Below are 24,613 nucleotides of genomic sequence, written 5' to 3'. Positions count from 1 at the left end.
GAGAAAACGATGCGCGAATTCAAACGTACCGATCGCGTTGCCGATCAGCTGCAGCAGGAGTTGGCCGTCCTGATCCAGCGCGAGATCAAGGATCCGCGTCTGGGCATGGTGACCGTCAGCTCGGTCAAGGTCAGTCGCGACCTTGGCTATGCCGACATCTACATTACCCTGCTGGGCGAGAACGACGCCGCGCGTATCGACGAGAACCTCAAGGTGTTGCGTCATGCCCGGGGATTCTTGCGCAGCCAGATCGCCAATCGCATCAAGCTGCGGCATGTGCCGGAGCTGCGCTTTCACTACGATGAAAGCGTGGTGCGCGGGCAGCGTCTGTCGTCCTTGATCGACGAGGCGGTCGCCGATGACCGTCGCCGCCACGAAGATGACGACGAAGACGAGGTACGCTGATGGCGCGACGCCGTCGAGGCACGCCGATCGATGGCGTGCTGTTGCTGGACAAGGCCCCGGGCGTGTCCTCGAATCGTGCCTTGCAGCAGGTGCGTCGCTTGTACGACGCACAAAAGGCCGGACATACCGGAACGCTGGATCCCATGGCGACGGGGTTGCTTCCGGTCTGCTTCGGTGAGGCGACCAAGTTTTCCGCCTATCTGCTGGATGCCGACAAGACGTATCGCACCTGGGTCCGGCTGGGCGAGGTGACCGATACCGGTGATGCCGAAGGCACGGTGATCGAGCATCACTCGGTGCCGGCGCTCGACGAGCGTGATATCGAGGCCGTGCTGGCTGGCTTTCGTGGCGAGATCGAGCAGGTACCGCCGATGTACTCGGCGCTCAAGCACCAGGGCCGTCCCTTGTATGAGCTGGCGCGCGAGGGCAAGCATGTCGAACGTGCGGCCCGGCGCGTGACGGTTTATGATATGCGCCTTCTCTCTTGCGAGGCGGAGGGCTTCGAGCTCGAGGTTCGCTGCAGCAAGGGGACCTACATCCGCACGCTGGCCGAGGACATCGGGCACGCGCTGGGATGCGGGGCACATATCACGAGCCTGCGTCGACTTCGCAGCGGGCCTTTCGAGGCCGACGCGATGCACGCCTTCTCGGCACTCGAGGATCTGGATGCGGCATCGCGCGAGGCACGCTTGCTGCCGGTGGATACCATGTTGACGCACCTGCCATCGCTCGAGGTGGCGGCAAGCGCATCGCGGCGTCTTCTGCATGGCCAGCGTGCGCAGATAGACACGGCGGGACTGGCAGCACAGAGCACCGCGAGGCTGTACCGTGACACCGCGTTCCTGGGTCTGGTGACGGTCACCGAGTGCGGCGAAGTCGCGCCGCGTCGCTTATTGAATACCGCCTCGCTCGCCAGCGAGTGAGGGGGCAGTACCTGCTGCGGGCCATGCGCGGTGGGGCGTGATCGATGCCATCGACACGCGTGAAGGCAATGCCTTCGACATGGCGCCCGCCGCGTGCGGGACACTCTGGAGACTGCAAATATGCGTGGTCTCCGACATTCATTGCTCAGGCATATTGTTTACTGGAGAGACAAATGGCACTGACCGCTGAACAGAAAGCCACCATCGTCAACGAGTACGGTCGTGGTGAAAACGACACCGGTTCTCCCGAAGTCCAGGTGGCCTTGCTAAGCGCCAACATCGATGGCTTGCAGGACCACTTCAAAAGCAACAAGCAGGATCACCACTCTCGTCGTGGTCTGATCCGCATGGTCAACCAGCGCCGCAAGCTGCTGGATTACCTGAAGCGCAAGGATTTCGAACGTTATCAGTCGCTGATCCAGCGTCTCGGCCTGCGCCGCTAAGCACAGGCTGCGTGCACGATCCTGGCGCGAGGCATGGCCTCGAGCCGGGCGTGACGTGCCTGCCGCTGGCAACGACGCATGCCGCGTTGAACGGGCAGCCCCCAGGGGCTGCCCGTTTTTATGTTTGTAGTGGTCCGGGCGTCGTAATGAGTGGCCCCGTAGCGCGTGACCTCCTAAAATGGTCGCCGAGTCGAAACGACCAATACATGAGATGAAAAGTTAAGGACATTGCCGTGAACCCGGTCAAGAAAACGTTTCAATACGGTCACAGCACCGTCACCCTGGAAACGGGTCGCATCGCCCGCCAGGCCACTGGTGCCGTGATGGTCACCATGGACGACACCGTGGTGCTCTGTACCGTGGTGGCCAAGAAGGACGTCAATCCCGCGCAACCCTTCTTCCCGCTCTCGGTGCACTATCAGGAAAAGACCTATGCGGTGGGCAAGATCCCCGGTGGTTTCTTCAAGCGCGAAGGCCGGCCCACCGAAAAGGAAACCCTGACCTCGCGGCTGATCGATCGCCCGATTCGCCCGCTGTTTCCCAACGGCTTCATGAATGAAGTGCAGGTCGTCTGCACGGTGCTGTCCACCGACCGCAATCACGACCCGGATATCGCGGCGATGCTGGGCACCTCCGCTGCACTGGCGATTTCCGGGGTCCCGTTCAACGGGCCGATCGGCGCGGCGCGCGTGGGCTTCAATGAAGACAAGGGGTATTTCCTCAACCCGACCGTGGAAGAGCTGGAAAGCTCCGAGCTGAACATGGTCGTGGCCGGTACCGAAAAAGCCGTCTTGATGGTCGAGTCCGAGGCCAAGGAACTGCTCGAGGATGAAATGCTCGGTGCGGTGCTCTTCGGCCACCAGGAAATGCAGGCCGCGATCACGGCGATCCAGGCGCTGGCCGACGAAGCCGGCAAGCCGCGTTGGGACTGGCAGCCGCCGGCCGACGACACCACGCTCAAGAGTGCACTGGCGGCGGAATTCGAAGCCAAGGTGGGCGAAGCGTACCGCATCACCGACAAGATGGCGCGCCAGGATGCCCTGTCCGCGCTCAAGGACGAGGCCCTCGAGCGTCTGGCGGGAGAAGAGTCCGGCCAGTATGCCGCCGACGATGTCAAAGGGGCGTTCGCAAGCCTCGAGAAGCGTGTCGTGCGTTCGCGCATCATCCAGGGCGAACCGCGTATCGATGGGCGCGATCACCGTACCGTGCGTCCGCTGTCGATCGAAGTCGGCACCCTTCCCAAGACGCATGGTTCGGCCGTGTTCACGCGTGGCGAGACCCAGGCGGTCGTCGTCGCGACCCTGGGCACCCTGCGTGACGCCCAGTTGATCGAATCGCTGGAAGGCGAACGCAAGGACCGCTTCCTGCTGCACTACAACTTCCCCCCCTACAGCGTGGGCGAGGCTGGTTTCATGGGCGGGCCCAAGCGCCGCGAGATCGGCCACGGTCGTCTGGCGCGGCGCGGCGTTCAGGCCATGTTGCCCAGCGAGGAAGACTTCCCGTATACCATCCGCGTGGTGTCGGAAATCACCGAATCCAACGGTTCCAGCTCCATGGCGTCGGTGTGCGGCTCCTCGCTGGCACTGATGGATGCCGGTGTGCCGCTCAAGGCACCGGTGGCAGGCATCGCCATGGGCCTGGTCAAGGACGAGGACGGCTTCGCGGTACTGACCGACATCCTCGGCGACGAAGATCACCTCGGCGACATGGACTTCAAGGTCGCCGGTTCCACCGCCGGCGTGACGGCCCTGCAGATGGACATCAAGATCGAGGGCATCAACGAAGAGATCATGGAAACCGCGCTGCAGCAGGCCCACGAGGCGCGGCTGCACATTCTCGAGCAGATGAACACGGTGATCGCCCAGAGCCGCAGCGAAGTCTCCGACAACGCGCCCTCGATGGCCACCATCAAGATCGATCCCGACAAGATTCGTGATGTCATCGGCAAGGGCGGCGCCACGATCCGCAAGATCTGCGACGATACCGGCGCGTCGATCGATCTCGACGACGACGGTACCGTACGCATTTACGCCGAGGACAAGACGGCAGCCAAGGCGGCGATCGATACCGTGCTGGCGATTACCGCCGAACCGGAAATCGGCAAGCTCTATCGGGGCACCGTGGCGCGCATCACCGACTTCGGCGCCTTCGTCACCTTCATGCCGGGTACCGATGGTCTGGTGCACATCTCGCAGATCGTGCCCGAGCGTGTCAACGACGTGCGTGACTATCTGAGCGAAGGCCAGGAGGTCATCGTCAAGGTGCTCGATATCGACAACCGCAACCGCGTGAAGCTTTCCATCAAGGAAGTCACCGCGGAAGAAAAAGCGGCGTTCGAAGCGACACCCGCCGAGTAACGCCCGCCACACGCGCGGTCTGACGAAGCCCCGTACACAGCGTGTACGGGGCTTTTTTGCTTTCAGCGGCGCTGCTTGGGGAGGTGCGTCTCAGGTCGTGGAAGTGACACGCCGGGAGGGCATGAGATTGCGCAGGCGGCGTGATAGACGCTTTTCGAGATACTCGAAGCTGACCCAGGAGAGCACGGCGATGAGTGGCAAGCAAAGCGCCAGGGTCGCGTAAGGCGGCCAACCGATGTGTTCGGTCAGGACATACTGTGCCGTCCACAGCACGATGACATGCAACAGGTAGGTCGAGTAGGACCAGTCGCCCAATGCCTTGATGGCTCGGTTGCCGGCAAACAGTGTTTCCATGGCGATGAAGGCGCATAGCAGCACGGCACCCGGCAATCCCCACAGCATGAAGCGTGTCATGCCCTGCGGATCTTCGAACTGCATCATGAAGGTGAAGGCCAGCAAGGCGACGCCGGCGGGTAGCCAGCGTCCGCCTGGCAGCCAGCCGCGACGGTGGAGAAAGCCTACCCCCAGGCCGAGCAGGAAATTGTAGAGAATGGGATCGTGATAGAAGTCACTGAGCAGCGGGCGCTCCGACAGCCAGGCGCCGATCGCGATCAGGCCGAGCACGACCACCCACAGGCGTAGATGACGATTGATCAACAGCGACGCCGCGAAGACGAGATAAAACAGCATTTCGAAGTTGAGCGTCCAGCCGACCGGCAAGGTGGGGTAGTAGCCGTAGCCGGCCGGGTTTTCCACTGGCAGGAAGAATAGCGACATCGCCAGGCTCTTGAGACTCAACCCGTAATCCGGCATCACATCCTGGGACAGGTACAGGATGCCGGCGGTAATGGCGGTATATAGCCAGTAGGCCGGCACGATGCGAGCAGCTCGCTGAAGGAGGAACTCGCCTCCGGAGGGCGCGCGGCGCGCGGTGGAGGCATAAATCACGAAGCCACTGATGATGAAGAAAATATCCACACCCATCTGGCCGCGCGTGGCGAGCAGATGCTCGAATGTATTGTTGGCATCGAAATCGAAAAAAACCTGCACGAAATGATGGAAGACGACCACCCACGCCGCGAAGGCACGTAACGCCTGAACAGAAATCAGCATACCGATGACACTTCCTCGCTGGCACCATGAACGCACGGCGCCACCGGGCGCCGTGATATGAGGCAAGCGAGAAAGGAAGAAAGTTCAGTGCTGTTGCATGACGTTACAAAACAGCGTTCTGATTAATGCCTCGGGCATCTCAGGGCCGTTCGATGGCCAGCGCCACTCCCTGGCCACCGCCGATGCAAAGCGTGGCCAGTCCCTTCTTGGCATCACGGGCGATCATCTCGTGCAGCAGGGTGACCAGTATCCGGCATCCGGAGGCGCCGATGGGGTGTCCCAGGGCAATGGCACCCCCGTTGACGTTGATCTTGGCGGGGTCCCAGCCGAGCTCCTTGTTGACGGCGAGTGCCTGGGCGGCGAAGGCTTCGTTGGCCTCGATCAAGTCCAGCTCATCGAGAGACCAGCCGGCGCGTTCCAGACAGCGCCGTGTCGCCGGCGCGGGGCCAATGCCCATGATGCTGGGATCGACCCCGGCATTGGCATAGGCCTTGATCACCGCGAGCGGCTCCAGCCCCAGTGACTTGGCCTTGTCCGCCGAACACAGCATGGCCACGGCCGCGCCGTCATTGAGCGACGAGGCGTTGCCGGCGGTGACCGTGCCATCACGCTTGAAGGCTGGGCGCAGTGCGGCGAGTTGCTCGGCGGTGACGCCCGCCCGTGGCCCTTCGTCGGTGGTGACATGCACGGGATCGCCCTTGCGCTGGGGAATCGCCACCGGCACGATCTGGCCGGCGAAACGCCCCGCCTCGATGGCGGCACTGGCCTTTTGCTGGGACGCGGCGGCGAAGGCGTCCATGTCTTCCCGGGTGATGGTGTACTTCTCGGCGAGGTTTTCGGCGGTGATCCCCATGTGGATATCGTTGAAGGCATCCCAGAGGCCATCGCGAATCATCGTGTCCACTGCCGTCCAGTCGCCCATGCGTTGGCCGGTACGCGAGTGCGGCAGGACATGCGGAGCGGCGGACATGTTTTCCTGGCCCCCGGCGATGATCAGTTCGGCATCGCCGCAGCGAATCGCCTGAGTGGCAAGATGCAGGGCCTTGAGTCCCGAGCCGCAGACCTTGTTGATGGTCATGGCGGGGACGGCCGCGGGCAGGCCGCTGAGAATCGCCGCCTGGCGGGCGGGGTTCTGTCCGCAGCCGGCGGCGAGTACCTGGCCGAGCAGTACCTCGTCGACCTGGTCAGGGGCCACGCCGGTATGCGCAAGAAGATCCGCGATGACCGTAGCGCCGAGCTGGGTCGCGGGGATACTGGCGAGTGCACCGCCGAAACTGCCGATGGCGGTGCGCCGTGCCGCTACGATCACCACGTCTTGCATGGGAGACTCCTTTCGCCGCAGAAGAAATATCAATATGCGCGCCGTGCGGTATCAGAAGCGTCGCGCAGAGAATCACGTCTTATAGCGTAGGCGAGTCGAGGGAGAAGCGGCAATCGGGTAATAGGTGTAGACCGCCGGTATGAGGTGATGCATACCGGCGGACTGGCCTAAGCGAACTGAACGGGAATCGCGTGGCTCGTGTGGCTGACCTGATTGCCTTCTTGCAGATAGACCAGCGCCGGTTGATGAGTCGCCAGCTCATGTTCCGCATAATGCGCGTAGCTGCAGATGATGACGCGATCGCCGACCTGAGCCTGGTGTGCCGCGGCTCCATTGATCGAGATCAGCCGCGATCCTGCCTCGCCGCGGATCGCATAGGTCGTGAAGCGATTGCCGTTTTCGACATCGTAGATCTGGATCTGCTCGTTCTCGCGGATACCGGCGAGATCCAGCAGTTCGCCGTCGATGGCGCAGGACCCCTCGTAGTCGAGCACTGCGTGAGTGACGCGCGCCATGTGCAGTTTGGCCTTGAGCATGATGGTGTACATGAAAAACCTCGTCGTGACGCCGCGTCGACGGTCAACGCGGCAAGCTGACCGCAAGGTTGTCGATCAAGCGGGTGGTGCCGAGATGCGCGGCGACCAGCAGGATCGCTTCCTGGGTATCGGGGGCGATGGGGCCGAGATCCTGGGCGCGACGCAGCTCCAGGTAATCGGGTTTGAAGCCCTGCTCGGCGAGGGCCGCCAGACCGTCACGCAGGGCGGTCGGCGGCGCCTCGCCGGCGCGCAGTGCGTCATGCACTTGGCATAGCGTGCGGTAGAGCGCCGGCGCACGCTGGCGCTCCGCGGCACTCAGGTAGCCATTGCGTGACGACAGTGCCAGGCCGTCCTCGGCACGTTGCGTGGGGACACCGACGATCTCGATCGGGAAGTGCAGATCCGCCACCAGTTTACGGATGACCATGAACTGCTGGTAATCCTTGCGGCCGAAATAGGCCGCGTCCGGCTGCACCAGGTTGAAAAGCAGGCTGACGACCGTGGCCACGCCGGTGAAGTGCCCTGGACGATTGGCGCCGCACAGTCCTTCCGAGACGTCGGGCACGCTGACCTGGGTATGTGCCTCGAGGCCGTGCGGGTAGAGGGCGTCGGTGCGCGGCGTGAACACGAGATCGCAACCGTGCGACGCGAGTGCCTGGGCATCCGCCTCGAGGGTGCGCGGATAGCTCGCGAAGTCTTCATTGGCGCCGAACTGGAGCGGATTGACGAAGATGGTCGCGACGACCACGTCCGCGTCGCGCCGCGCCGCGTCGACCAAGGCCAGATGGCCCGCGTGCAGGTTGCCCATGGTGGGAACGAGCGCAATACGCTTGGCATCACGCCGCGCCGCATGCAGATGATTGCGCAGCTCGCCGATGTCGGACAGCGTCAACATCAGAAACAATGCTCCTCGGCGGGAAATTGACGCGTCTTGACGGCATCGCGGTAGGCTTCGAACGCCGCCTGGATGCTGTCACGACCCGCCAGAAAATTCTTGGCGAAGCGTGGAGGACGTCCATGCGTCACGCCGATCACGTCGTGCATGACCAGGATCTGCCCATCCACCTCGGGGCCGGCGCCGATACCGATCACGGGAACGTCCACGGCGTCGCGCACGGCGCGGCCGAGCGCGGCGGGCACGCATTCCAGCAGGATCACCGAGGCACCGGCCTCGACCAGCAGGCGGGCATCGTCGATGATGCGCTGGGCATCGTCCTGCTCGCGGCCTTGTACCTTGTAGCCGCCGAACTGATGCACGCTCTGTGGCGTCAGGCCGAGATGCGCGCACACCGGCACGCCGCGCCGCGTGAGCTCGCGGACTCCCTCGTGCATCCACCCCGCGCCTTCGATCTTGACCAGCTCGGCGCCGGCCCGCATCAAGGCACCGGCGTCACGCAGCAATTGGCTGGTGTCGGCGTTGCTCATGAAGGGCAAGTCGACCATCAACAGGCTGCGTTGCTTGCCGCGCGCCACGCAGCGCGTGTGATAGAGGATGTCGTCGAGCGTCACGGGAAGCGTGCTGGCATGGCCCTGAAGTACCATGCCCAACGAGTCGCCGACCAGCAGGACATCGATGCCGGCTGCATCGGCATGCTGGGCGAACGAGGCATCGTAGGCCGTCAGGCAGCTGAACGGCTCTTGGGCATGCTTGAAGGCATTGAGACGGCTCAAGGTGACGGTTTTCATGGAAAGTCTCGTGGTTTGTCGGTCCTGGCGGACCCGGACGGCAAGTGTTACCGCAGGCGTTACCCGAGGGTGGTGGGAGTGTGGATCGGTAACAAATCGGGTGCAACTCTACTTTTAGGGGACGAGTCGACGCAAGTCCCGTCCTTGATGGGGCACGGCCAGCGAGGCGGCCGTGTCGCCATCGAGCAGCAGCTCGGGTGCGATTTCCGCCAGGGGCACCAGCACGAAACCGCGCTCCCGCATGGCAGGGTGCGGCAGGATCAAGCGCGGCGTCTGCCAGCGCAGTGTCGCATAGCACAGCAGGTCGAGATCCAGCGTGCGGGGCCCCCAGCGGCGTTTTCGAATCCGTCGGTGGCGTTGTTCGAGGGCCTGTAACTGGTCGAGCAGCGCCAAGGGTGACAGTCGCGTTTCCAGCCGGGCAACGGCATTGACGAAGTCGGGCTGATCCTGGGGACCCACCGGGGATGACGCATAGAGGGAGGAATGACATGCCAGCCGCGTCAGCGGCAGGGAGTCGAGTTCGTCCAGGGCGCGGGTGACGTGTGCGCGGGGAGAATCCAGGTTGCTGCCCAGCCCGATATAGGCGGGCAGCGCGCGCTCACTCATCGCGGCCGTCGTTAGGCTGCCCGGCATTCGAGTTGCGACGCCGGCGGCGGCGCGGTCGGCGCTTGGGGCGGTCCGACGTTCCTGCGGGGTGGCCGCCCGTCTTGGCGATCAAGCGCGCCTGCTCGTGCTCGTCCCCATCCTGGAAGGCCGTCCACCAGTCGCCCAGGCCGGGCTCGATCTCGCCAGCGGTTTCGCGCAGCAGAAGGAAGTCGTACGCGGCACGAAAGCGCTTGTGCTCCAGGGTCTGGAAGGCCCGCTTGCCACGCCGCTTGGGCAGATGCTGTTGCAGGTCCCAGATCTCGCGCATCGGCAAGCTGAAGCGCTTGGGAATCGACGTATGCTGCAGCTGCCGCGATATGCTTTGCTGCGATGCGGTCTGCTGGGCGGGAATGGGGGGCATGCCCTCCGCCTCGAGACGTTCCGCGCGCAGGCGCATGCCGGGCCACAGCATGGCACCGTACAGGAAGGCCGGCGTGACCGGCCGGTCTTCCTGGATGCGCCGGTCGGTGTTGATCAGCGCCTGTTCGATCAATGGCTGTGCCCAGTCGTACTCCGCGAGGGTCTCGTCGGTCTCGGGGAAGAGCATGGCGAACAGCCCGTACTCGCGCAGCAGTTCGAACGTGCGCAGCGCATGCCCCGACAGGAAGAGCTTGAGGACTTCTTCGAACAGGCGCGCAGGGGGAATCTGCAACAGCAGCGGCGCGAGTTCGCCGATCGGGGCCTCGGTGCGCGGCTCGATGTCGAAGTCCAGCTTGGCGGCGAAGCGCACGGCCCGCAGCATGCGCACGGGGTCCTCGCGGTAACGCACCTCGGGGTCGCCGATCAGGCGCAGGGTTCGCTCGTCGATGTCGCTGACGCCGTTGGCCCAGTCGTGAATCGAGAAGTCGGCGATATTGTAATACAGCGCGTTGACCGTGAAGTCGCGACGCAGCGCGTCTTCTTCGATGGTGCCCCAGACATTGTCGCGCAGCAGCAGTCCATCGTCGGACTGCTGGGACAGTGTATCGTCGTGATCGTCGCCTGGTCGGCCGCGGAACGTCGTCACCTCGATGATTTCGCGACCGAAGCGCACATGCACGATGCGGAAACGGCGCCCGATGATGCGCGAGTTGCGAAACAGGGTGCGAATTTCCTCCGGCGTGGCGTCGGTGGCGATGTCGAAGTCCTTGGGCACCTTGCCGAGCAGCGAATCGCGCACGCAGCCGCCGACCAGATAGGCTTCGTGTCCGGCGTTGTGCAGGCGGTACAGAACCTTGAGAGCGTTCTCGCTGAACAGACGGCGAGACACGTTGTGCTGATCCCGTGGAATGACACGCAGGCTGGGCGTGACAGGGCCGGAGGCCTCTTGGGCGCCGAACAGGGTCTTCAAACGTTCACCGGGGCGTTGGAGAAAGCGGGTAAATCCTTTGAACATGCGTCGTTAACGACTCGCGGAAAGCGAAAGGGCCAGTGTAAGCCGACACTCCTCGGCATGCAAAGCATGTCGCAGGATGGAACGCCAGCAGGCGGGGTGGAAATGCCTTCAAGAGCATCCTGAAACGTCAGTACAGGGGGGCAAGGCATGCGTGAAACGACGTGCGTTACAAGTAGAAAGGGGAGACCTGATCGGCCTCCCCCCAAGGATGCTATGCAACGTCCTTGCTGCTGTTTCTTCTTCGTGATGGCGCATCGCCTTGAATACGCACCACAGTCACCAATGGAATCCGGCAGGTAAGCGGTCTTCTTGTTGTTAGGGATCTACCCGCGTGGTGACCACCTCGTATTCAAAACAATAATCCAACCACGACGGCATGGCTTTCCCCCGACGTCTTGTTGTTGTTGTCGGGTGGCGCCGGGCGAGTGCGTTGTTCTTGTTGAGCCTCGCTCGGCGCGTCGCGTCCTGGTTCGGTTCCGGATCCCGACCGTTGTTGTGCTTGTTGGCGGTCGGCTCGCGTTGCGTCTCGTTTGTTGTTGTTGGCGATTCGCTCGCGATGTTCCAGTCCGGCGATCTTGTTGTTGTTGTGCTCGAAGCCGGGCTGAGCACCCGTGGCGTACGTTGTTGTCGTTGTTCGTGCGCCCTGGGCGTCCGGTAGTTGTTTTTCTTGACCTGTTATATTGCAGTGGCTGTGCCACTATGAATTTTTTATTTTTAAATCAATGTGTTGCGGTTGTCGCTTAAAGTTCCTGACGTGTCGTGGCAGCGAGGTGTTACCGACTTTGCCGCATAACGGGGCATTTCTTGTGTGGGATGGTAACAAGTGGTGCACCGATCCCCCTCGCGATGGCGCCTAGGGTCTCTAAAAAGACGGCGAGATGCGCTTAGACCATAGTCGTGACTGGTGTAAAAAGTCGGCGAGGGAGAGCTTGTCGCGGGGGCGTGTGATGCCGTCACGCCATGCGGCGAGGTTGTTTCTTGCGCGGGATGCCCAGGCGCTGGCGGCGCTCCCATAGGCACTTGCGACTGATGCCCAGCTTCTGGGCCAGCTCGGTCTCGCTCATCTGTGCCTGGTGTTCGAGAACGAAATGCTGGAAGTAATCCTCCAGGGACAGGTCGTCGTCCAGTGACGCCTCGTCATCGGAAGAATGAGGGGGCTCGGCCGAGGGCGGCGTGGCGCGAGATGCGCGCTCGCTGGGCAGCCCCAGGTCGTCGGGGTGGATCAGATGCCCTTCGGCGAGGATGACGCCGCGCTCCAGGGCATTCTCGAGCTCACGCACGTTGCCGGGCCATGCATAGCCGAGGATGTCGCGGCGCGCGGCCCGCGACAAGCGCAGGCCAGGGCGGGCATGGCGTGCACAGGCACGCTCGAGCAGGATCTTGGCGATGGCCAGGATGTCGTCGTCGCGTTCGCGCAGCGGCGGGAGGTCGATCTGCATGACATTGAGACGGTAGTACAGGTCGAGCCGGAACTCGCCGCTGCGTGACAACGACTGCAGATCACGGTGGGTGGCGGCAATCAGGCGCACGTCGACATAACGCGTTTCCACCGAACCGATGCGCCGGATCTCGCCTTCCTGCAGTACCCGCAGCAGCCGTGCCTGGGCATCCAGCGGCAACTCGCCGATCTCGTCGAGGAACAGGGTGCCGCCGTCGGCGGCCTCGACCAGGCCGGTGCGCGCACTGTTGGCGCCCGTAAAGGCCCCCTTTTCGTGGCCGAACAGCTCGGACTCGATCAGGGTCTCGGGAATCGCGGCACAGTTGACGCAGATCAGGGGAGCCTTGGCGCGCCGGCTCTGGCGGTGCAGGGCTCGGGCGACGAGTTCCTTGCCGGTCCCCGACTCACCCTGCACCAGGACGGTGACATCGGCGGGCGCGGTCTTGCGAATGCGCTCATAGACGCATTGCATGGCCGCGCATTCCCCGATCATTCCCGATGGCACGCCCGGCGGCGAGGCATCGCGCGCTGGCCCGGGGCTGCCCGACACCCGTGCGACGGTCGTCACCACCTCGTCATCGTCGAGCGGCTTGGTGATGCAATCGACCGCGCCTTCCTTGAGCGCCACCACGGCCTTGCGCAAGCTGGCGTGATCGGTCATGACCAGCACCGGGGTGGGGGCGCTCAAGGCGAGCATCTGCGTCCCGTCCTCGCCCGCGAGACGCAGGTCGCAGATCACCAGGTCGAAGGTCTGGGGGGCCAGGGCCTGGGCGGCGTCGAGCGATGCCGCTTCCTCGACGCGGTAGGCGTGGCGTTCGAGCAGCGTCTTCAACGCGTGGCGAGTCGCGTCTTCGTTTTCAACGATCAGAATCCTGCTCATGGGCCTCGTCGTCATGTGGATGCTCATGCAGTCGGCGGCCGGCGGCGCGGCAGTCGCGAATATCCTGACGTGAGCCAGCTGGCCGGATCAAGCGGAGCCTCCTGCGACCATGGCATGACGCCGGCCCGTCGTCCGCCTTTCAAGCTACGGACTGTGCGGCGCTACGGCAATCCGACCTAAGTGTCGTGCGCGGCATCCGTCAGGCGCGGCGACGAGGTCAGTGCGTTCGGTGCGTGGCGGTGCCCAGAGCATCGGGTCGCCAGGCAACGGTGGCCGCTGCCAGTTGATCGGCCACCGGGGCGTCGGCCTGTGTCGCGTCCGGCGACTGCCCGAGGCAGTGCAGCGCACGATGCAAGAGACGGCGCACCGCAACATCGTCGGTGGGCAGCGCGGGCGCGAGATTCTGCTTGGAGAGCTTCTGGCCGTCGTCGCCGACGATCAAGGGCAGATGCAGGTAGCGCGGTAGAGGAAGCCCCAGCGCGACTTGCAGCTGGCGCTGCCATGGCGTGTTGTCGAGCAGGTCGGTGCCGCGTACCACATCCGTGACGCCCTGCTCGGCATCATCGACGACGACGGCAAGCTGATAGGCCCAGAGGCCGTCCTTGCGCTTGAGCACGACGTCGCCCAAGGCCGCGGGATCGAAACATTGCGCGCCCAGCCGTCGGTCCTGCCAGCGTACGGGGCGCTGGCCGAGATCGCTGCGCAGACGCCACGCCAGAGGACGGTCGGGCCGCAAGGGGCCTTGCCGACACCACCCGGGGTAGATGGCATGCGCGCGCCACTCCTTGCGCGAGCAACTGCAGGAATAGGCCAGCCCCTGGTCGACGAGACGCTCGAGCGCGGCCTGGTAGGCAGGGTGGCGGGCATGCTGATAGTGCACCTCGCCGTCCCAGTGCAGACCGAAGGCTTCCAGCTGGTGGAGAATGGTGTCGGCGGCACCCTCGGGGCAGCGCGGCGGGTCGATGTCTTCGATGCGTACCAGCCATTGCCCGCCCGCCCGACGGGCATCGAGAAAGCTGGCCAGCGCGGCGATCAGCGAGCCGAAATGCAAGGGACCGGAGGGGGTCGGGGCGAAGCGGCCGATGTAGGACATACTGCTGGGCACCCGCACAATGGCAAACGGGCACCCGAGGGTGCCCGTCGTGTGGCGTTCGGAGTCGGCGTGTCAGCCGCCGAGCTGCTTTTCCTTGAGCTCCGCCAGCGTCTTGCAGTCAACACACAAGGTGGCGGTGGGGCGAGCCTCGAGACGGCGGATGCCGATCTCGACGCCGCAGGCTTCGCAGAAGCCGTAGTCGTCCTCGTCGATCTTTTCGATGGTTTCGTTGATTTTCTTGAGGAGCTTGCGCTCGCGGTCACGGGTGCGCAACTCCAGGCTGAAGCCTTCTTCCTGCGTGGCACGGTCGGCGGGATCGGCGAAGTTGTTCGCCTCTTCCTGCAGATGGCGCACCGTGCGGTCCACCTCTTCCATGAGCTCCTGTTTCCAGATGAGCAGGATTTGGCGGAAGTGCTCGAGCTGCTGCTCGTTCATGTACTCTTCACCCGGCGCCGGCTCGTACGGGGTGAATTTTTTTGGCGCTTCCGTTTTGATTTCCGCTACTGGCATGGGACTGCCTCATTACGCAAGTGACTTGGGCCGATGCCTGGCCAGGGTAGGACTTGGGCGCCCGCCCGAAGCCTTGCTTATTTAGCGGAAAAATTCGGGCTTTGCAACCACCGAGGGAGGAAAATCGTTCCCTCGCGATATCGCCGGGAGCCGACGAGTGCGCGTATCACGCCGGGTCGAGGCTTCCTTGCTAGAATGTGACGTTTTGTCCCGCCGTGTATGCCGCTCGGCAGACACCGCGCCAACGCGAGGTGCGGGAATCAGGACGACGAGGAAGAAGCATGCAATACACGGAGCTGGTGCCCGGGACCTTGATCCGCCGTTACAAGCGTTTTCTGGCCGATGTGGCGTTGGCGTCGGGCGATGTGGTGGTGGCGCATTGCCCGAACACCGGCTCGATGCGAGCGGTCGACGTGCCCGGGTGCCGGGTCTGGCTGTCACCGAGCCGCAACCCGGCGCGCAAGCTGGCCTGGACCTGGGAGCTGATCGAGCTGCCCATGCCGGATGCCCCGCCCGCGCTGGTTTCCGTGCATACCGGGCGTGCCAATGCGCTGGTGGCCCAGGCATTGCAGGAGGCACGCATTCCCGAGCTGGCGGGTTACGACACGCACAAGCGCGAGGTTCGCGTCGCCGACGCCCGCCTGGACTTTCGGCTCTCGACCGCGCACGCAGCCGCCTATGTCGAGGTCAAGCAGGTCACCCTGCGCGAGCATGACGGCCATGGCTACTTTCCGGACTCGGTGAGCGAGCGCGGCCGCCGCCATCTGGAGGCCCTGGCGGCCCGCGTGGCGGAGGGCGATCGCGCGGTGCTGCTGTTTTGCGTGGCACACACCGGAATCGACGCCGTGGCCCCGGCCGCGCATCTCGACCCGGCCTATGCCGAGACGCTGCGGCGCGTCGCGGCGCAAGGGGTCGAGGTACTGGCCTATGGCATGAGCGCGACCTGGACCCATGACGGCGTGCCCGGCGACATTGCGCTGACGCGCGCGTTGCCGGTGTCGCTCGAGCGCCGACTGGCGAGCGCGACACCGCTCAGCGATTGACGCTCCGTGACGCGCGGCCGATCCGGAAGATCGCGGTTTCGCCGAACAGGTTGGGCCACAGCCGCGACGTCCAGTGCGATTCGTGATCGCCATTGCCGACGCGCTGATCGACCAGGGTCAGGCCCTTGTCCCGGCACAACTGGCCGAAGTCGCGAAACGTCGACAGGTGGATGTTGGGGGTGTCGTACCAGGCGTGCGGCAGCGACTTAGATACCGGCATGCGACCCTGAAAGCCCAGATAGAGGCGGTGCCGCCAGTAAGCGAAATTGGGGAAGGCGATGATGCACTCGCGTCCTACCCGCAGCATTTCGTCGAGGGTGAGGTCGGGGCGCTGCAAGGCCTGCAGTGCCTGGGTCATGATCACCAGGTCGTAGGCATCGTCGTCGACATTGCTCAGCCCGTCGTCGATATCCTGTTCGATGACGTTCACCCCTCGCTCGATGCAGCCGGTAATGCCCTCGGGGTCGATCTCCAGGCCGTAGCCGATGACCTGCTTGTCGCGCGCCAGCGCGGCGAGCAGTGTGCCGTCGCCGCAGCCCAGGTCGAGCACGCGCGCGCCTTGCGGTACCCAGTCGTGAATCAATTTGAGATCAGCGCGCATCAGGCAGTCTCCTCGAGCATCAAGTCACGTGCGACACGCCGCATGAAGCCCCCGAAGACCGCTTCGTAGCGTGGGTGCGGGAGCAGAAAGGCATCATGCCCATGGGGGGAGTCGATGCTGGCATAGCTGACCGCCTTGTCGGCGCGCATCAAGGCTTCCACCAGCTCGCGAGAGCGCGGCGGCGCGAAACGCCAATCGGTGGTGAAGCTGATCACCAGGAACGGGCACTGGGCGGGTGCCAGCGCCGCGGCGAGGTCGCCGCCGTGAGCGGCGGCCGGGTCGAAATAATCCAGCGCCTTGGTCATCAGCAGATAGGTGTTGGCATCGAAACTGGTGGAGAACGTATCGCCTTGATGGCGCAGGTACGATTCCACCTGGAACTCCACGTCGTAACCGAAGTTGAGCTGATCCGTGCGCAGGTCGCGACCGAACTTGGCGCCCATGGAATGCTCGGACAGGTAGGTGATATGGCCGATCATGCGCGCCAGCTTGAGGCCGCGCTTGGGCACCGTGCCATGCTCGGTGTACCAGCCGTCATGAAAGTCGGGATCGGAGCGGATCGCCTGGCGGGCCACCTCGTTGAAGGCGATGTTCTGTGCCGACAGACGCGGCGTGGCGGCGATGACCACGGCATTGGCGATACGCTCCGGGTAGGCCATCGTCCATTGCAGTACCTGCATGCCCCCCAGGCTGCCGCCCACCACGGCAGCGAAACGCTCGATGCCCAGGCGATCGGCCAGGCGTGCCTGGCTATGCACCCAGTCGCTGACCGTCATGACGGGGAACTCCGGCCCCCAGGCGCGCCGTGTCTCGGGATTGGTGGCGCAGGGACCGGTGCTGCCATGACAGCCGCCGAGGTTGTTGAGCGACACGACGAAGAAGCGGTTGGTGTCGATCGCCTTGCCGGGGCCGATGTAGGCATCCCACCAGCCGGGCTTGCGATCCTCCATGGAATGGAAGCCTGCCGCGTGGTGATGACCGGAAAGGGCATGGCAGATCAAGACCGCGTTGTTGCGTTCGGCATTGAGCTGGCCATACGTCTCGTAGACCAGGGTGTAGTCGTCCAGCGTCTTGCCGCCGGCCAGCGCCAGCGGCGTATCGAAGTGCGCCGTTTGTGGCGTGACCAGACCGACCGAGTCGGGAGGTAGCGTATCGGGCATCGTGTGTGTCAGTTTCCGTGTCCAGCTTGAGGCGCGCCAGGGCGCCATTGGCGAATGTTCAGAAGCCCACCAGCATGCCGGGCAGTCCCGCGGCACGGGCCAGTGCACCGACGATGAGACTGTCGAACAGACTGATGGCGATGAACACCACGATGGGCGACAAGTCGATCATGCCGAGTGGTGGAATGACCTTGCGCACCGGCGCCATGATCGGCTCGACCAGCTGGTGGACGAGAATGGCACCGGGGTGGTTGGCCTGCGGCGCGACCCAGCTGAGAATGATCATGATGATCAAGGCGAAGAAGTAGATATCCAGGATCGCGCTCAATACGCCGGCCAGGGCTGCCACCAGAACGCCCTGCAGCGGCGGCATGGTGATTCCGGCGAACTTGAGCAGCAGAAAAATGGTGATGCCCTTGAGCAGCAGGCCGGCGACCAGCGTGGCGGGATCGAAACGTCCGCGTGGACGAAAGATGCGCTGCAGCGGTGCGACGACCGGACGAGTGGCCTTGATCACGGCCTGGCTGACGGGATTGTAGTAGTCGGCGCGGGAAAACTGCAGCAAGAAGCGCAGCATCAGCACGAACAGATACACATTGACTAGCGTGTTGACCAGCATCAAGCCGGCGCTTCCCATTTGGCTGCCCATGGGGCTCCTCCATGTCGAATGGGTGATAAGAGTAGTGTCAGTCGCGGCTCAGTTCGTCGGACAGCTCCCGGGCGCGGGTGGCGCAGGCTTGCGTCGCGTTCTCGAAGAGGCGGCGCAGGCCGTCGTCCTCGAAACTGGCGATGGCACGCTCGGTGGTGCCATTGGGCGAGGTGACGCGGCGGCGCAACTCGGCCGGCTCGAACTCGCTTTCGCGAGCCATGCTCGCCGCGCCGAAGGCGGTCTGCAAGGCCAGGCGGCGAGCGCTGTCGGCGGGGAGGCCGAGTTTCTTGCCGGCATCCTCGAGCGCTTCCATGATCAGGAAGAAGTAGGCCGGGCCGCTTCCCGACACGGCGGTGACGGCCTCGAGCAGCGTTTCATCGGCGACCCATTCCACCAGACCCACGGCTTCCAGCAGGGTGGTGGCCAGTTGCTTCTGCGATTCGCTGACCCGCGCGTTGGCGAACAAGCCTGCCGCACCCTGGCCGACGAGACTGGGGGTGTTGGGCATGCAGCGAATCACGGCGAGCTCGCCGCCGAGCCAGTTCTCCAGCGTCGCGGCGTTCAAGCCGGCGGCCACGGAGACGATCAGGGGCCGCTGCGCCTGCACCGTGTCGCGAAGCTCATGGCACACCTCGCGCATGATCTGCGGTTTGACGGCGAGCACCACGACATCGGCACCGTCCACGGCGGCGAGATTGTCGGTGGTGGTACGGATGCCATGGCGCTCGGCAAGTGCGGCGAGCGCCTGGGGGTCCCGCCCGGTGGCGGTGATGGCCTCGGCGGGATAACCGCCCTCGACCATGCCTCCGAAGATGGCGCTCGCCATGTTGCCGGCACCGATGAATGTGACTTGGCTGGTCATGGTATCTCCTGAATGTCGCGGCGACGCGATACGGTTGGGGACAAGGCAGTCAGGCGCGCGGCGCACGCTGGCCGAAAATGGCCGTGCCCAGGCGTACCCAGGTGGCCCCTTCGAGGACGGCGGCTTCCAGGTCGCCGCTCATGCCCATCGACAGGGTATCCAATGGCGCCTGGGGGTGTCGCTGGCGGAGTGACGCGAGCAACTTGCGCAGCTCGGCGAAAGGACGTCGTTGCGTTGCCAGCTCGTCGCTCGGCGCGGGCAGTGTCATCAGACCGCGCAGCCGCAGCTGGGGGAGCGTGGCCACCACGTCGGCCAGTGCCGGCAGATCCGCCGGCGCGACGCCCGATTTGCTGGCTTCGCCGCTGACGTTGACTTGCAGGCAGACATCCAGCGGGCCCAATGCTGGCGGGCGTTGCGCGGCGAGTCGTCGGGCGATGCGCTCGCGGTCGAGGGTATGGACCCATTGAAAGTGTTCGGCGACCGCGCGGGTCTTGTTGGATTGCAGCGGGCCGATGAAATGCCAGACGATAGCGTCCAGGTCGGTCAGCGCGGCCTGCTTGTCGAGGGCCTCCTGGACATAGTTCTCGCCGAACTCGCGCTGGCCCGCCTCGAACGCCTGGCGCACGCTCGCCGCGGGCTGCGTCTTGCTGACCGCGAGCAGGTGCGCCGAAGCCGGGTCGCGTCCCGCGTTCGTCAAGGCAGTGCGCAGACGGTTGCGTGCGTCCTCGAGGGATTCGACGATGTTGACATCTGGCATACTGGGGAACCCCTGTCCGCGAGCGAGAGAAATGCATGGATATTATCGAACTGCTGGCGTTCTCGGCAAAGCAGAAGGCCTCCGACCTGCACCTGTCCGCCGGGCTGCCGCCGATGATTCGCGTCGATGGCGACATCCGCCGGCTCAACGTGCCGCCGATCGAGGATCGTGAGGTCCGCAAGCTGATCTACGCGATCATGAACGATCAGCAGCGCCGCGACTACGAAGAGGCGCTCGAGCACGATTTCTCGTTCGATGTGCCGGGGGTGGCGCGCTTCCGCGTCAACGTCTTTCACCAGGGGCGCGGTGCCGGGGCCGTCTTCCGCACCATTCCCAGCGAGGTGCTCACTCTCGACGACCTGGAACTGGGCGAGGTATTTCGCCGTCTGTCCTCCTTGCCGCGAGGCCTGGTGCTGGTGACGGGGCCGACCGGCTCGGGCAAGAGCACGACCTTGGCGGCGATGATCGACTACGTCAACGAAAACTACTACCAGCATGTGTTGACCATCGAGGACCCGGTGGAATTCGTGCACCGCAGCAAGCGCAGCCTCGTCAATCAGCGCGAGCTTCACCGCGACACGCGCAGCTTCGCCACGGCGTTGCGTTCGGCACTGCGCGAGGATCCGGACGTGATCCTGGTCGGCGAACTGCGCGACCTGGAGACCATCCGCCTGGCGTTGACCGCCGCCGAAACCGGCCACCTGGTGTTCGGTACTCTGCACACCACGTCGGCCGCCAAGACGGTGGACCGCATCATCGATGTCTTTCCCGGCGACGAAAAAAGCATGGTGCGGTCGATGCTGTCCGAGTCGTTGCAAGGGGTGATCTCGCAGGTGCTGCTCAAGCGCGAGGGTGGCGGGCGCGTGGCGGCGCACGAGATACTCGTCGCCAGCGGCGCGGTGCGAAACCTGATACGCGAAAACAAGCTGGCGCAGATGTACTCCTCGATCCAGACCGGCGGCAGCCTGGGCATGCAGACTCTGGATGCGGCGCTTTCGCGGCTGGTGTCGCAGGGTATCGTTTCGCGTGCCGAGGCGCAGGCGAAGGCGAAGGACGGACGCGTGCTGGGTGTGTGAGCCTGGCACGAATCGAGACGCGGGGAAGGAGAACGGACGAGATGACGCCGCATGAATGGCTGACGCAACTGCTGGATATCATGCTCGACAAGCAGGCCTCCGATCTGCTCGTGTCCACGGGGGCGCCGCCGAGTCTCAAGATCGATGGCGCACTGGTCACGCTGGGAGACAAGGCGATGTCGGTGGGGCAAGTGCGTGAACTGGTCTCGGCGGCGCTGCCTCAGGGGGTACGCGAACGCTTCGAGGCCGAGCGCGAGGCCAACTTTGCGCTCAGCGTGCCGGGCAAGGGGCGCTTTCGTGTCAGCGCCTTCTACCAGCGTAGCCAGATGGCGATGGTCGTGCGGCGCATCGCCTACGATATCCCCGACCTGGAAAGCCTGGCCCTGCCCTCGGCGCTGGGGGAACTGGTCAATCGTCAGCGTGGCCTGGTATTCATCGTCGGCGGCACGGGAAGCGGCAAGTCGACGACGCTGGCGTCGATGATCCAGCATCGCAACCAGACCACCGGGGGGCACGTGATCAGCATCGAGGACCCCATCGAGTACATTCACCCTCACGGGCGGGCGATCATCAACCAGCGGGAAGTGGGCATCGATACCGAGTCCTTCGAGGTGGCGCTCAAGAATGCGCTGCGCCAGGCGCCGGACGTGATCCTGATCGGCGAGGTGCGTTCGCGCGAAGTCATGGAGCATGCCCTGACCTTTGCCGAAACCGGGCATCTGTGCCTGGCGACGCTGCATGCCAATAACGCCAACCAGGCCCTGGAGCGCATTCAGCACTTCTTTCCCAGCGAGCGCCACGAACAGGTGTGGATGGACCTTTCGCTCAACCTGCAGGCCATCGTCGCGCAGCGTCTGTTGCCTCGCGAGGATGGCGAGGGGCGGTGCGCGGCCGTCGAGGTGATGCTGCGCTCGCCGCTGATCAGCGACCTGATTCGCAAGGGAGCGATTCACGATATCAAGGAGGTCATGCAGCGCTCACGGGATCAGGGCATGCAGACCTTCGACCAGGCCCTGTACGCGCTCTACCGACAAGGGCGGATCAGCGAAAAGATGGCGCTGGTGCATGCCGATTCCGCCAACGACCTGCGTCTGCAAATCGCCTATGGCGATGCCGAGAGCCCGCAACTGGCGAGGGCTGCCGATGCCGCCGAGCGCTTCACCCTGAAAGGCGATGACGAGTGGCGCGAGGATGAGTGAGGGCTTCAGCCGGCGTAGAGACCGCCCAATACCCGTGGGCCGCGTGCACCCGTGACGTCGGGCAGGTTGCCGGGGAGTCCTGCCACGCGTTGATGCGCCAGCCAGGCGAAGGCGCCGGCTTCGAGCCAGTCCGGCGACCAGCCGAACCGTTCACAGGGCGTCAGCGGAATCTCGGGCAAGTGGCGCTGTATGCGTGTCAGCAGGTCGGCGTTGTGGGCGCCTCCGCCGCAGGGGATCAGGGCGTCATAGGCAGTGGAGACGCCAGCGCTGCATTGGGTGACGCCCATGGCGATGCTGGCGGCGGTCAGCTCGGCCAGGGTCGCCTGTACGTCACAAGGGGATTCGTGCCCGCTCAAGCGTGACGTCAGCCAGTCGAGGTGAAAATGCTCGCGGCCCGTGCTCTTGGGCGGCAGGCGTGAGAAGTAGTCGTCATCGAGCAGTCGGGCGAGCAGCGCATCATCGACGCGACCGCTGGCGGCCCAGGCACCGTCGGCATCGTAGGGGCGTCCGTGGTGGCGCTGGCTCCAGGCATCCATGAGCATGTTGGCGGGACCGGTATCGAAGCCCACCACGGGGGCAGCCTGGCCGGACGGCGGCAGTCGCGTCAGGTTGGCGATGCCGCCGAGATTGAGTACCAGGCGATAGGCCTCCGACGCGGTGAAGAGGGCAGCATGAAAGGCGGGCGCCAGAGGGGCGGCCTGGCCTCCGGCCGCCAGGTCCCGGCGCCGCAGATCGCCGACCACGGCGCACCCGGTCAGCTCGGCCAGCAGGCTGGGATTGTCGAGCTGGTAGGTATGCGCCGGCGTGGCGTTCGGGGCGTGTTCGATGGTCTGGCCGTGGCTGCCGATGGCCGTGATCGCTTCCCGGGGCGTGCCCGTTTCGAGCAGCAGGCGGTTGACCGCCTCGGCCTGGCGTTCGCAGAAGGCGGTCTCGAGGCGTGCCAGTTCGGCGAACGAAACCTCGCGTGCCAGGCAGAGTGCCAGCAGGTCATCGTGCAGCGCAGTGGAAAAGGGCAGGCCGGTGGCGCCGAGCCACTCGGGACGGCCCTCGCCGCACCGTACCAGGGCGGCGTCGATACCATCCAGGCTGGTGCCGGACATCAAGCCGATGTAAAGGGGCATGCTGGTCTCCGTATGCCAGGGTCGCGCTCAACCGTCGACGATGAGTCATGCTAACATCCCCGCTTATTGCCCAAACCACCCTTTTTCGGAGAAGGATACGATGACCGATGTCGCTGATGCGCTGGCGCTGCTCAAGCGCGGGACCCATGAAATCCTGCTGGAGGACGAGCTGGTAAAGAAGCTCGAGTCCGGCCGCAAGCTGCGTATCAAGGCAGGCTTCGATCCCACCGCGCCGGATTTGCATCTCGGGCATAGCGTCCTGTTGACCAAGATGCGCCAGTTTCAGGAGCTGGGCCATCAGGTAGTGTTCTTGATCGGCGATTTCACCGGGCGTATCGGTGACCCCACGGGGAAAAACGTCACACGCAAGCCGCTGACCGAGGCGGAGGTCAAGGCGAATGCCGAGACCTACAAGGAGCAGGTGTTCAAGATCCTCGACCCGGCGCTGACCGAGGTACGTTTCAATGCCGAATGGATGAGCAAGCTCTCCGCGGCCGACATGATCGAGCTGGCGGCGCAGTCCACCGTGGCGCGCATGCTGGAACGCGATGATTTCGAGAAGCGCTATACCGCCAATCAATCGATCTCCATCCATGAGTTCCTCTACCCATTGGTCCAGGGCTACGATTCGGTCGCACTCGAGGCCGACATCGAGCTGGGCGGCACCGACCAGAAGTTCAACCTGCTGATGGGCCGCGAGATCCAGAAGCACTTCGGCCAGGCGCCGCAGGTGGTCATGACCATGCCGTTGCTGGAAGGACTGGATGGCGTCCAGAAGATGTCCAAGTCATTGGGGAATTACGTGGGTGTCGATGACACTCCCGGCGTGATGTTCAACAAGCTGGTGTCGATGCCGGACAGCCTGATGTGGCGTTACTTCGAATTGCTGTCACTGAAGTCCAACGACGAGATAGAGAAGATCCGTCGTTCCATCGAGTCAGGCGCCAACCCGCGTGATATCAAGATGGAATTGGCACGGGAACTGATCGCCCGTTATCACGGCGAAGAAGCCGCCGCCAACGCGCACAAGTCCGCGGGCAACCAGCTGGCCGAGGGCGAGCTGCCGGATGACCTGCCGGACGTCGAAGTGGCGTTCGAGGGTGAGCAGGCCCCCATCGCGGCGGTGCTCAACCGCTCAGGGCTGACCAATAACAGCGCCCAGGCCAAGGACATGCTCAGTAACGGACGCGTCAAGGTCGATGGGGAAGTGGTCGCCAAGGATGCCATGCTCGCCACGGGGCAGCGTTATGTCATTCAGGCCGGCAAGAAGCGCTACGCGCGCGTGACGCTCGTCTGAAGGTCTCGCGAGCGGTCGAGTTATCCACACGCCGTTGGCGAGGCGGTACGACCGGCGGGTGTGGATAACATCATGAGCGCAGGAGACGAAAAACCCCTTGCGTTCACGGCGGCGGATCCGTAA

Annotated in this window: 24 protein-coding genes; 8 read left to right on the top strand and 16 right to left on the bottom strand. The window is 64.3% G+C overall.

Annotation, left to right across the window (positions count from 1 at the left end):
- Nucleotides 1-9 precede the first annotated feature (9 nt).
- The 4 genes from rbfA to pnp all read left to right on the top strand — a co-directional run bounded on the left by rbfA (nt 10) and on the right by pnp (nt 4,128).
- Entirely contained in the window at nt 10-405 is a 396-nt protein-coding gene (gene rbfA, locus ABGX75_RS15660) for a 30S ribosome-binding factor RbfA (protein ID WP_011508363.1), read from the top strand.
- Nucleotides 405-1,328 carry a tRNA pseudouridine(55) synthase TruB gene (truB, locus tag ABGX75_RS15655; RefSeq protein ID WP_347411003.1) on the top strand — a complete coding sequence of 308 codons (924 nt, stop codon included), beginning with the start codon at nt 405-407 and terminating at the stop codon, nt 1,326-1,328. The genes rbfA and truB overlap by 1 nt, the downstream gene beginning before the upstream one ends.
- 173 nt (nt 1,329-1,501) lie before the next feature.
- Nucleotides 1,502-1,771 carry a 30S ribosomal protein S15 gene (rpsO, locus tag ABGX75_RS15650; RefSeq protein WP_011508361.1) on the top strand — a complete coding sequence of 90 codons (270 nt, stop codon included), beginning with the start codon at nt 1,502-1,504 and terminating at the stop codon, nt 1,769-1,771.
- Nucleotides 1,772-2,004: 233 nt separating this feature from the next.
- Nucleotides 2,005-4,128: a polyribonucleotide nucleotidyltransferase gene (gene pnp / locus ABGX75_RS15645; protein ID WP_035414452.1), complete on the top strand. Its 2,124-nt coding sequence runs from the start codon at nt 2,005-2,007 to the stop codon at nt 4,126-4,128.
- Between the two features lie 90 nt (nt 4,129-4,218).
- Here the strand turns inward: pnp and ABGX75_RS15640 are convergent, their stop codons facing one another.
- The 10 genes from ABGX75_RS15640 to dksA all read right to left on the bottom strand — a co-directional run bounded on the left by ABGX75_RS15640 (nt 4,219) and on the right by dksA (nt 14,725).
- Nucleotides 4,219-5,241: an acyltransferase gene (locus tag ABGX75_RS15640; RefSeq protein ID WP_347411002.1), complete on the bottom strand. Its 1,023-nt coding sequence runs from the start codon at nt 5,239-5,241 to the stop codon at nt 4,219-4,221.
- Between the two features lie 139 nt (nt 5,242-5,380).
- A complete protein-coding gene (locus ABGX75_RS15635; protein ID WP_347411001.1) occupies nt 5,381-6,562 on the bottom strand; it encodes an acetyl-CoA C-acetyltransferase in 1,182 nt (393 codons plus the stop codon).
- 167 nt (nt 6,563-6,729) lie between these two features.
- A complete protein-coding gene (gene panD, locus ABGX75_RS15630) occupies nt 6,730-7,110 on the bottom strand; it encodes an aspartate 1-decarboxylase (protein WP_347411000.1) in 381 nt (126 codons plus the stop codon).
- 31 nt (nt 7,111-7,141) lie between these two features.
- Complete coding sequence (gene panC, locus ABGX75_RS15625; RefSeq protein WP_011508356.1) at nt 7,142-7,993, bottom strand: pantoate--beta-alanine ligase; 852 nt, start codon at nt 7,991-7,993, stop codon at nt 7,142-7,144.
- Complete coding sequence (gene panB, locus ABGX75_RS15620) at nt 7,993-8,784, bottom strand: 3-methyl-2-oxobutanoate hydroxymethyltransferase (RefSeq protein WP_035414456.1); 792 nt, start codon at nt 8,782-8,784, stop codon at nt 7,993-7,995. The genes panC and panB overlap by 1 nt, the downstream gene beginning before the upstream one ends.
- A gap of 114 nt (nt 8,785-8,898) precedes the next feature.
- Nucleotides 8,899-9,390, bottom strand: coding sequence for a 2-amino-4-hydroxy-6-hydroxymethyldihydropteridine diphosphokinase (gene folK, locus ABGX75_RS15615; RefSeq protein ID WP_011508354.1), 492 nt, complete (start codon nt 9,388-9,390; stop codon nt 8,899-8,901).
- Nucleotides 9,383-10,804, bottom strand: coding sequence for a polynucleotide adenylyltransferase PcnB (pcnB, locus tag ABGX75_RS15610; RefSeq protein WP_011508353.1), 1,422 nt, complete (start codon nt 10,802-10,804; stop codon nt 9,383-9,385). The genes folK and pcnB overlap by 8 nt, the downstream gene beginning before the upstream one ends.
- Before the next feature lie 953 nt (nt 10,805-11,757).
- Nucleotides 11,758-13,122 (bottom strand): sigma-54 dependent transcriptional regulator, encoded by a 1,365-nt coding sequence (locus ABGX75_RS15605; protein ID WP_043558671.1) that lies wholly within the window; start codon nt 13,120-13,122, stop codon nt 11,758-11,760.
- Between the two features lie 217 nt (nt 13,123-13,339).
- Nucleotides 13,340-14,215 (bottom strand): tRNA glutamyl-Q(34) synthetase GluQRS, encoded by an 876-nt coding sequence (gene gluQRS / locus ABGX75_RS15600; RefSeq protein ID WP_347410999.1) that lies wholly within the window; start codon nt 14,213-14,215, stop codon nt 13,340-13,342.
- A 72-nt stretch (nt 14,216-14,287) separates the two neighbouring features.
- Nucleotides 14,288-14,725: an RNA polymerase-binding protein DksA gene (gene dksA, locus ABGX75_RS15595; RefSeq protein WP_011508350.1), complete on the bottom strand. Its 438-nt coding sequence runs from the start codon at nt 14,723-14,725 to the stop codon at nt 14,288-14,290.
- 281 nt (nt 14,726-15,006) lie between these two features.
- On the opposite strand from dksA, the gene sfsA reads away from it, so the two are divergent.
- A complete protein-coding gene (sfsA, locus tag ABGX75_RS15590; protein WP_011508349.1) occupies nt 15,007-15,768 on the top strand; it encodes a DNA/RNA nuclease SfsA in 762 nt (253 codons plus the stop codon).
- On the opposite strand, the gene metW is transcribed toward sfsA, so the two are convergent.
- From metW to ABGX75_RS15565, 5 genes are read right to left on the bottom strand one after another with little or no spacing between them, the layout of a single operon-like run.
- Entirely contained in the window at nt 15,758-16,369 is a 612-nt protein-coding gene (metW, locus tag ABGX75_RS15585) for a methionine biosynthesis protein MetW (protein WP_011508348.1), read from the bottom strand. The genes sfsA and metW overlap by 11 nt on opposite strands.
- On the bottom strand, nt 16,369-17,529 hold the full coding sequence (locus tag ABGX75_RS15580; RefSeq protein WP_035414463.1) for a homoserine O-acetyltransferase: 1,161 nt from the start codon (nt 17,527-17,529) through the stop codon (nt 16,369-16,371). The genes metW and ABGX75_RS15580 overlap by 1 nt, the downstream gene beginning before the upstream one ends.
- A gap of 58 nt (nt 17,530-17,587) precedes the next feature.
- Entirely contained in the window at nt 17,588-18,178 is a 591-nt protein-coding gene (locus ABGX75_RS15575) for a YggT family protein (RefSeq protein ID WP_011508346.1), read from the bottom strand.
- Between the two features lie 37 nt (nt 18,179-18,215).
- The gene (gene proC / locus ABGX75_RS15570; protein ID WP_011508345.1) at nt 18,216-19,040 is read right to left on the bottom strand and encodes a pyrroline-5-carboxylate reductase; all 825 of its coding nucleotides are present in this window, start codon (nt 19,038-19,040) and stop codon (nt 18,216-18,218) included.
- A 49-nt stretch (nt 19,041-19,089) separates the two neighbouring features.
- Nucleotides 19,090-19,797 carry a YggS family pyridoxal phosphate-dependent enzyme gene (locus tag ABGX75_RS15565; protein ID WP_347410998.1) on the bottom strand — a complete coding sequence of 236 codons (708 nt, stop codon included), beginning with the start codon at nt 19,795-19,797 and terminating at the stop codon, nt 19,090-19,092.
- Between the two features lie 35 nt (nt 19,798-19,832).
- Between ABGX75_RS15565 and ABGX75_RS15560 the strand changes: the two genes are divergently transcribed.
- Entirely contained in the window at nt 19,833-20,873 is a 1,041-nt protein-coding gene (locus ABGX75_RS15560) for a type IV pilus twitching motility protein PilT (RefSeq protein ID WP_011508343.1), read from the top strand.
- 41 nt (nt 20,874-20,914) lie between these two features.
- A complete protein-coding gene (locus ABGX75_RS15555) occupies nt 20,915-22,072 on the top strand; it encodes a PilT/PilU family type 4a pilus ATPase (RefSeq protein ID WP_011508342.1) in 1,158 nt (385 codons plus the stop codon).
- Between the two features lie 5 nt (nt 22,073-22,077).
- On the opposite strand, the gene ABGX75_RS15550 is transcribed toward ABGX75_RS15555, so the two are convergent.
- Complete coding sequence (locus tag ABGX75_RS15550) at nt 22,078-23,193, bottom strand: anhydro-N-acetylmuramic acid kinase (protein ID WP_179153572.1); 1,116 nt, start codon at nt 23,191-23,193, stop codon at nt 22,078-22,080.
- A 100-nt stretch (nt 23,194-23,293) separates the two neighbouring features.
- Between ABGX75_RS15550 and tyrS the strand changes: the two genes are divergently transcribed.
- The gene (gene tyrS / locus ABGX75_RS15545; protein ID WP_011508340.1) at nt 23,294-24,490 is read left to right on the top strand and encodes a tyrosine--tRNA ligase; all 1,197 of its coding nucleotides are present in this window, start codon (nt 23,294-23,296) and stop codon (nt 24,488-24,490) included.
- The last annotated feature ends 123 nt before the right edge of the window (nt 24,491-24,613 follow it).

Origin of the sequence: Chromohalobacter sp., assembly GCF_039830575.1 — a bacterium.
In the GTDB taxonomy this organism is placed as follows: Bacteria; Pseudomonadota; Gammaproteobacteria; order Pseudomonadales; family Halomonadaceae; genus Chromohalobacter; species Chromohalobacter israelensis.
Note: the sequence above shows the minus strand (reverse complement) of the source record. Positions and strands in the feature narration are given on the sequence as shown.

Bases quoted from the DNA above. Each gene is read 5' to 3' on its own strand.
- folK (WP_011508354.1), bottom strand. From the start codon at position 9,390: ATGAGTGAGCGCGCGCTGCCCGCCTATATCGGGCTGGGCAGCAACCTG.
- gluQRS (WP_347410999.1), bottom strand. From the start codon at position 14,215: ATGTCCTACATCGGCCGCTTCGCCCCGACCCCCTCCGGTCCCTTGCAT.
- panC (WP_011508356.1), bottom strand. From the start codon at position 7,993: ATGTTGACGCTGTCCGACATCGGCGAGCTGCGCAATCATCTGCATGCG.
- ABGX75_RS15575 (WP_011508346.1), bottom strand. From the start codon at position 18,178: ATGGGCAGCCAAATGGGAAGCGCCGGCTTGATGCTGGTCAACACGCTA.
- ABGX75_RS15580 (WP_035414463.1), bottom strand. From the start codon at position 17,529: ATGCCCGATACGCTACCTCCCGACTCGGTCGGTCTGGTCACGCCACAA.
- ABGX75_RS15605 (WP_043558671.1), bottom strand. From the start codon at position 13,122: ATGAGCAGGATTCTGATCGTTGAAAACGAAGACGCGACTCGCCACGCG.
- truB (WP_347411003.1), top strand. From the start codon at position 405: ATGGCGCGACGCCGTCGAGGCACGCCGATCGATGGCGTGCTGTTGCTG.
- ABGX75_RS15560 (WP_011508343.1), top strand. From the start codon at position 19,833: ATGGATATTATCGAACTGCTGGCGTTCTCGGCAAAGCAGAAGGCCTCC.
- pcnB (WP_011508353.1), bottom strand. From the start codon at position 10,804: ATGTTCAAAGGATTTACCCGCTTTCTCCAACGCCCCGGTGAACGTTTG.
- metW (WP_011508348.1), bottom strand. From the start codon at position 16,369: ATGCGCGCTGATCTCAAATTGATTCACGACTGGGTACCGCAAGGCGCG.
- tyrS (WP_011508340.1), top strand. From the start codon at position 23,294: ATGACCGATGTCGCTGATGCGCTGGCGCTGCTCAAGCGCGGGACCCAT.
- ABGX75_RS15635 (WP_347411001.1), bottom strand. From the start codon at position 6,562: ATGCAAGACGTGGTGATCGTAGCGGCACGGCGCACCGCCATCGGCAGT.
- ABGX75_RS15550 (WP_179153572.1), bottom strand. From the start codon at position 23,193: ATGCCCCTTTACATCGGCTTGATGTCCGGCACCAGCCTGGATGGTATC.
- dksA (WP_011508350.1), bottom strand. From the start codon at position 14,725: ATGCCAGTAGCGGAAATCAAAACGGAAGCGCCAAAAAAATTCACCCCG.
- rbfA (WP_011508363.1), top strand. From the start codon at position 10: ATGCGCGAATTCAAACGTACCGATCGCGTTGCCGATCAGCTGCAGCAG.
- panB (WP_035414456.1), bottom strand. From the start codon at position 8,784: ATGAAAACCGTCACCTTGAGCCGTCTCAATGCCTTCAAGCATGCCCAA.
- rpsO (WP_011508361.1), top strand. From the start codon at position 1,502: ATGGCACTGACCGCTGAACAGAAAGCCACCATCGTCAACGAGTACGGT.
- ABGX75_RS15555 (WP_011508342.1), top strand. From the start codon at position 20,915: ATGACGCCGCATGAATGGCTGACGCAACTGCTGGATATCATGCTCGAC.
- proC (WP_011508345.1), bottom strand. From the start codon at position 19,040: ATGACCAGCCAAGTCACATTCATCGGTGCCGGCAACATGGCGAGCGCC.
- ABGX75_RS15640 (WP_347411002.1), bottom strand. From the start codon at position 5,241: ATGCTGATTTCTGTTCAGGCGTTACGTGCCTTCGCGGCGTGGGTGGTC.
- ABGX75_RS15565 (WP_347410998.1), bottom strand. From the start codon at position 19,797: ATGCCAGATGTCAACATCGTCGAATCCCTCGAGGACGCACGCAACCGT.
- sfsA (WP_011508349.1), top strand. From the start codon at position 15,007: ATGCAATACACGGAGCTGGTGCCCGGGACCTTGATCCGCCGTTACAAG.
- panD (WP_347411000.1), bottom strand. From the start codon at position 7,110: ATGTACACCATCATGCTCAAGGCCAAACTGCACATGGCGCGCGTCACT.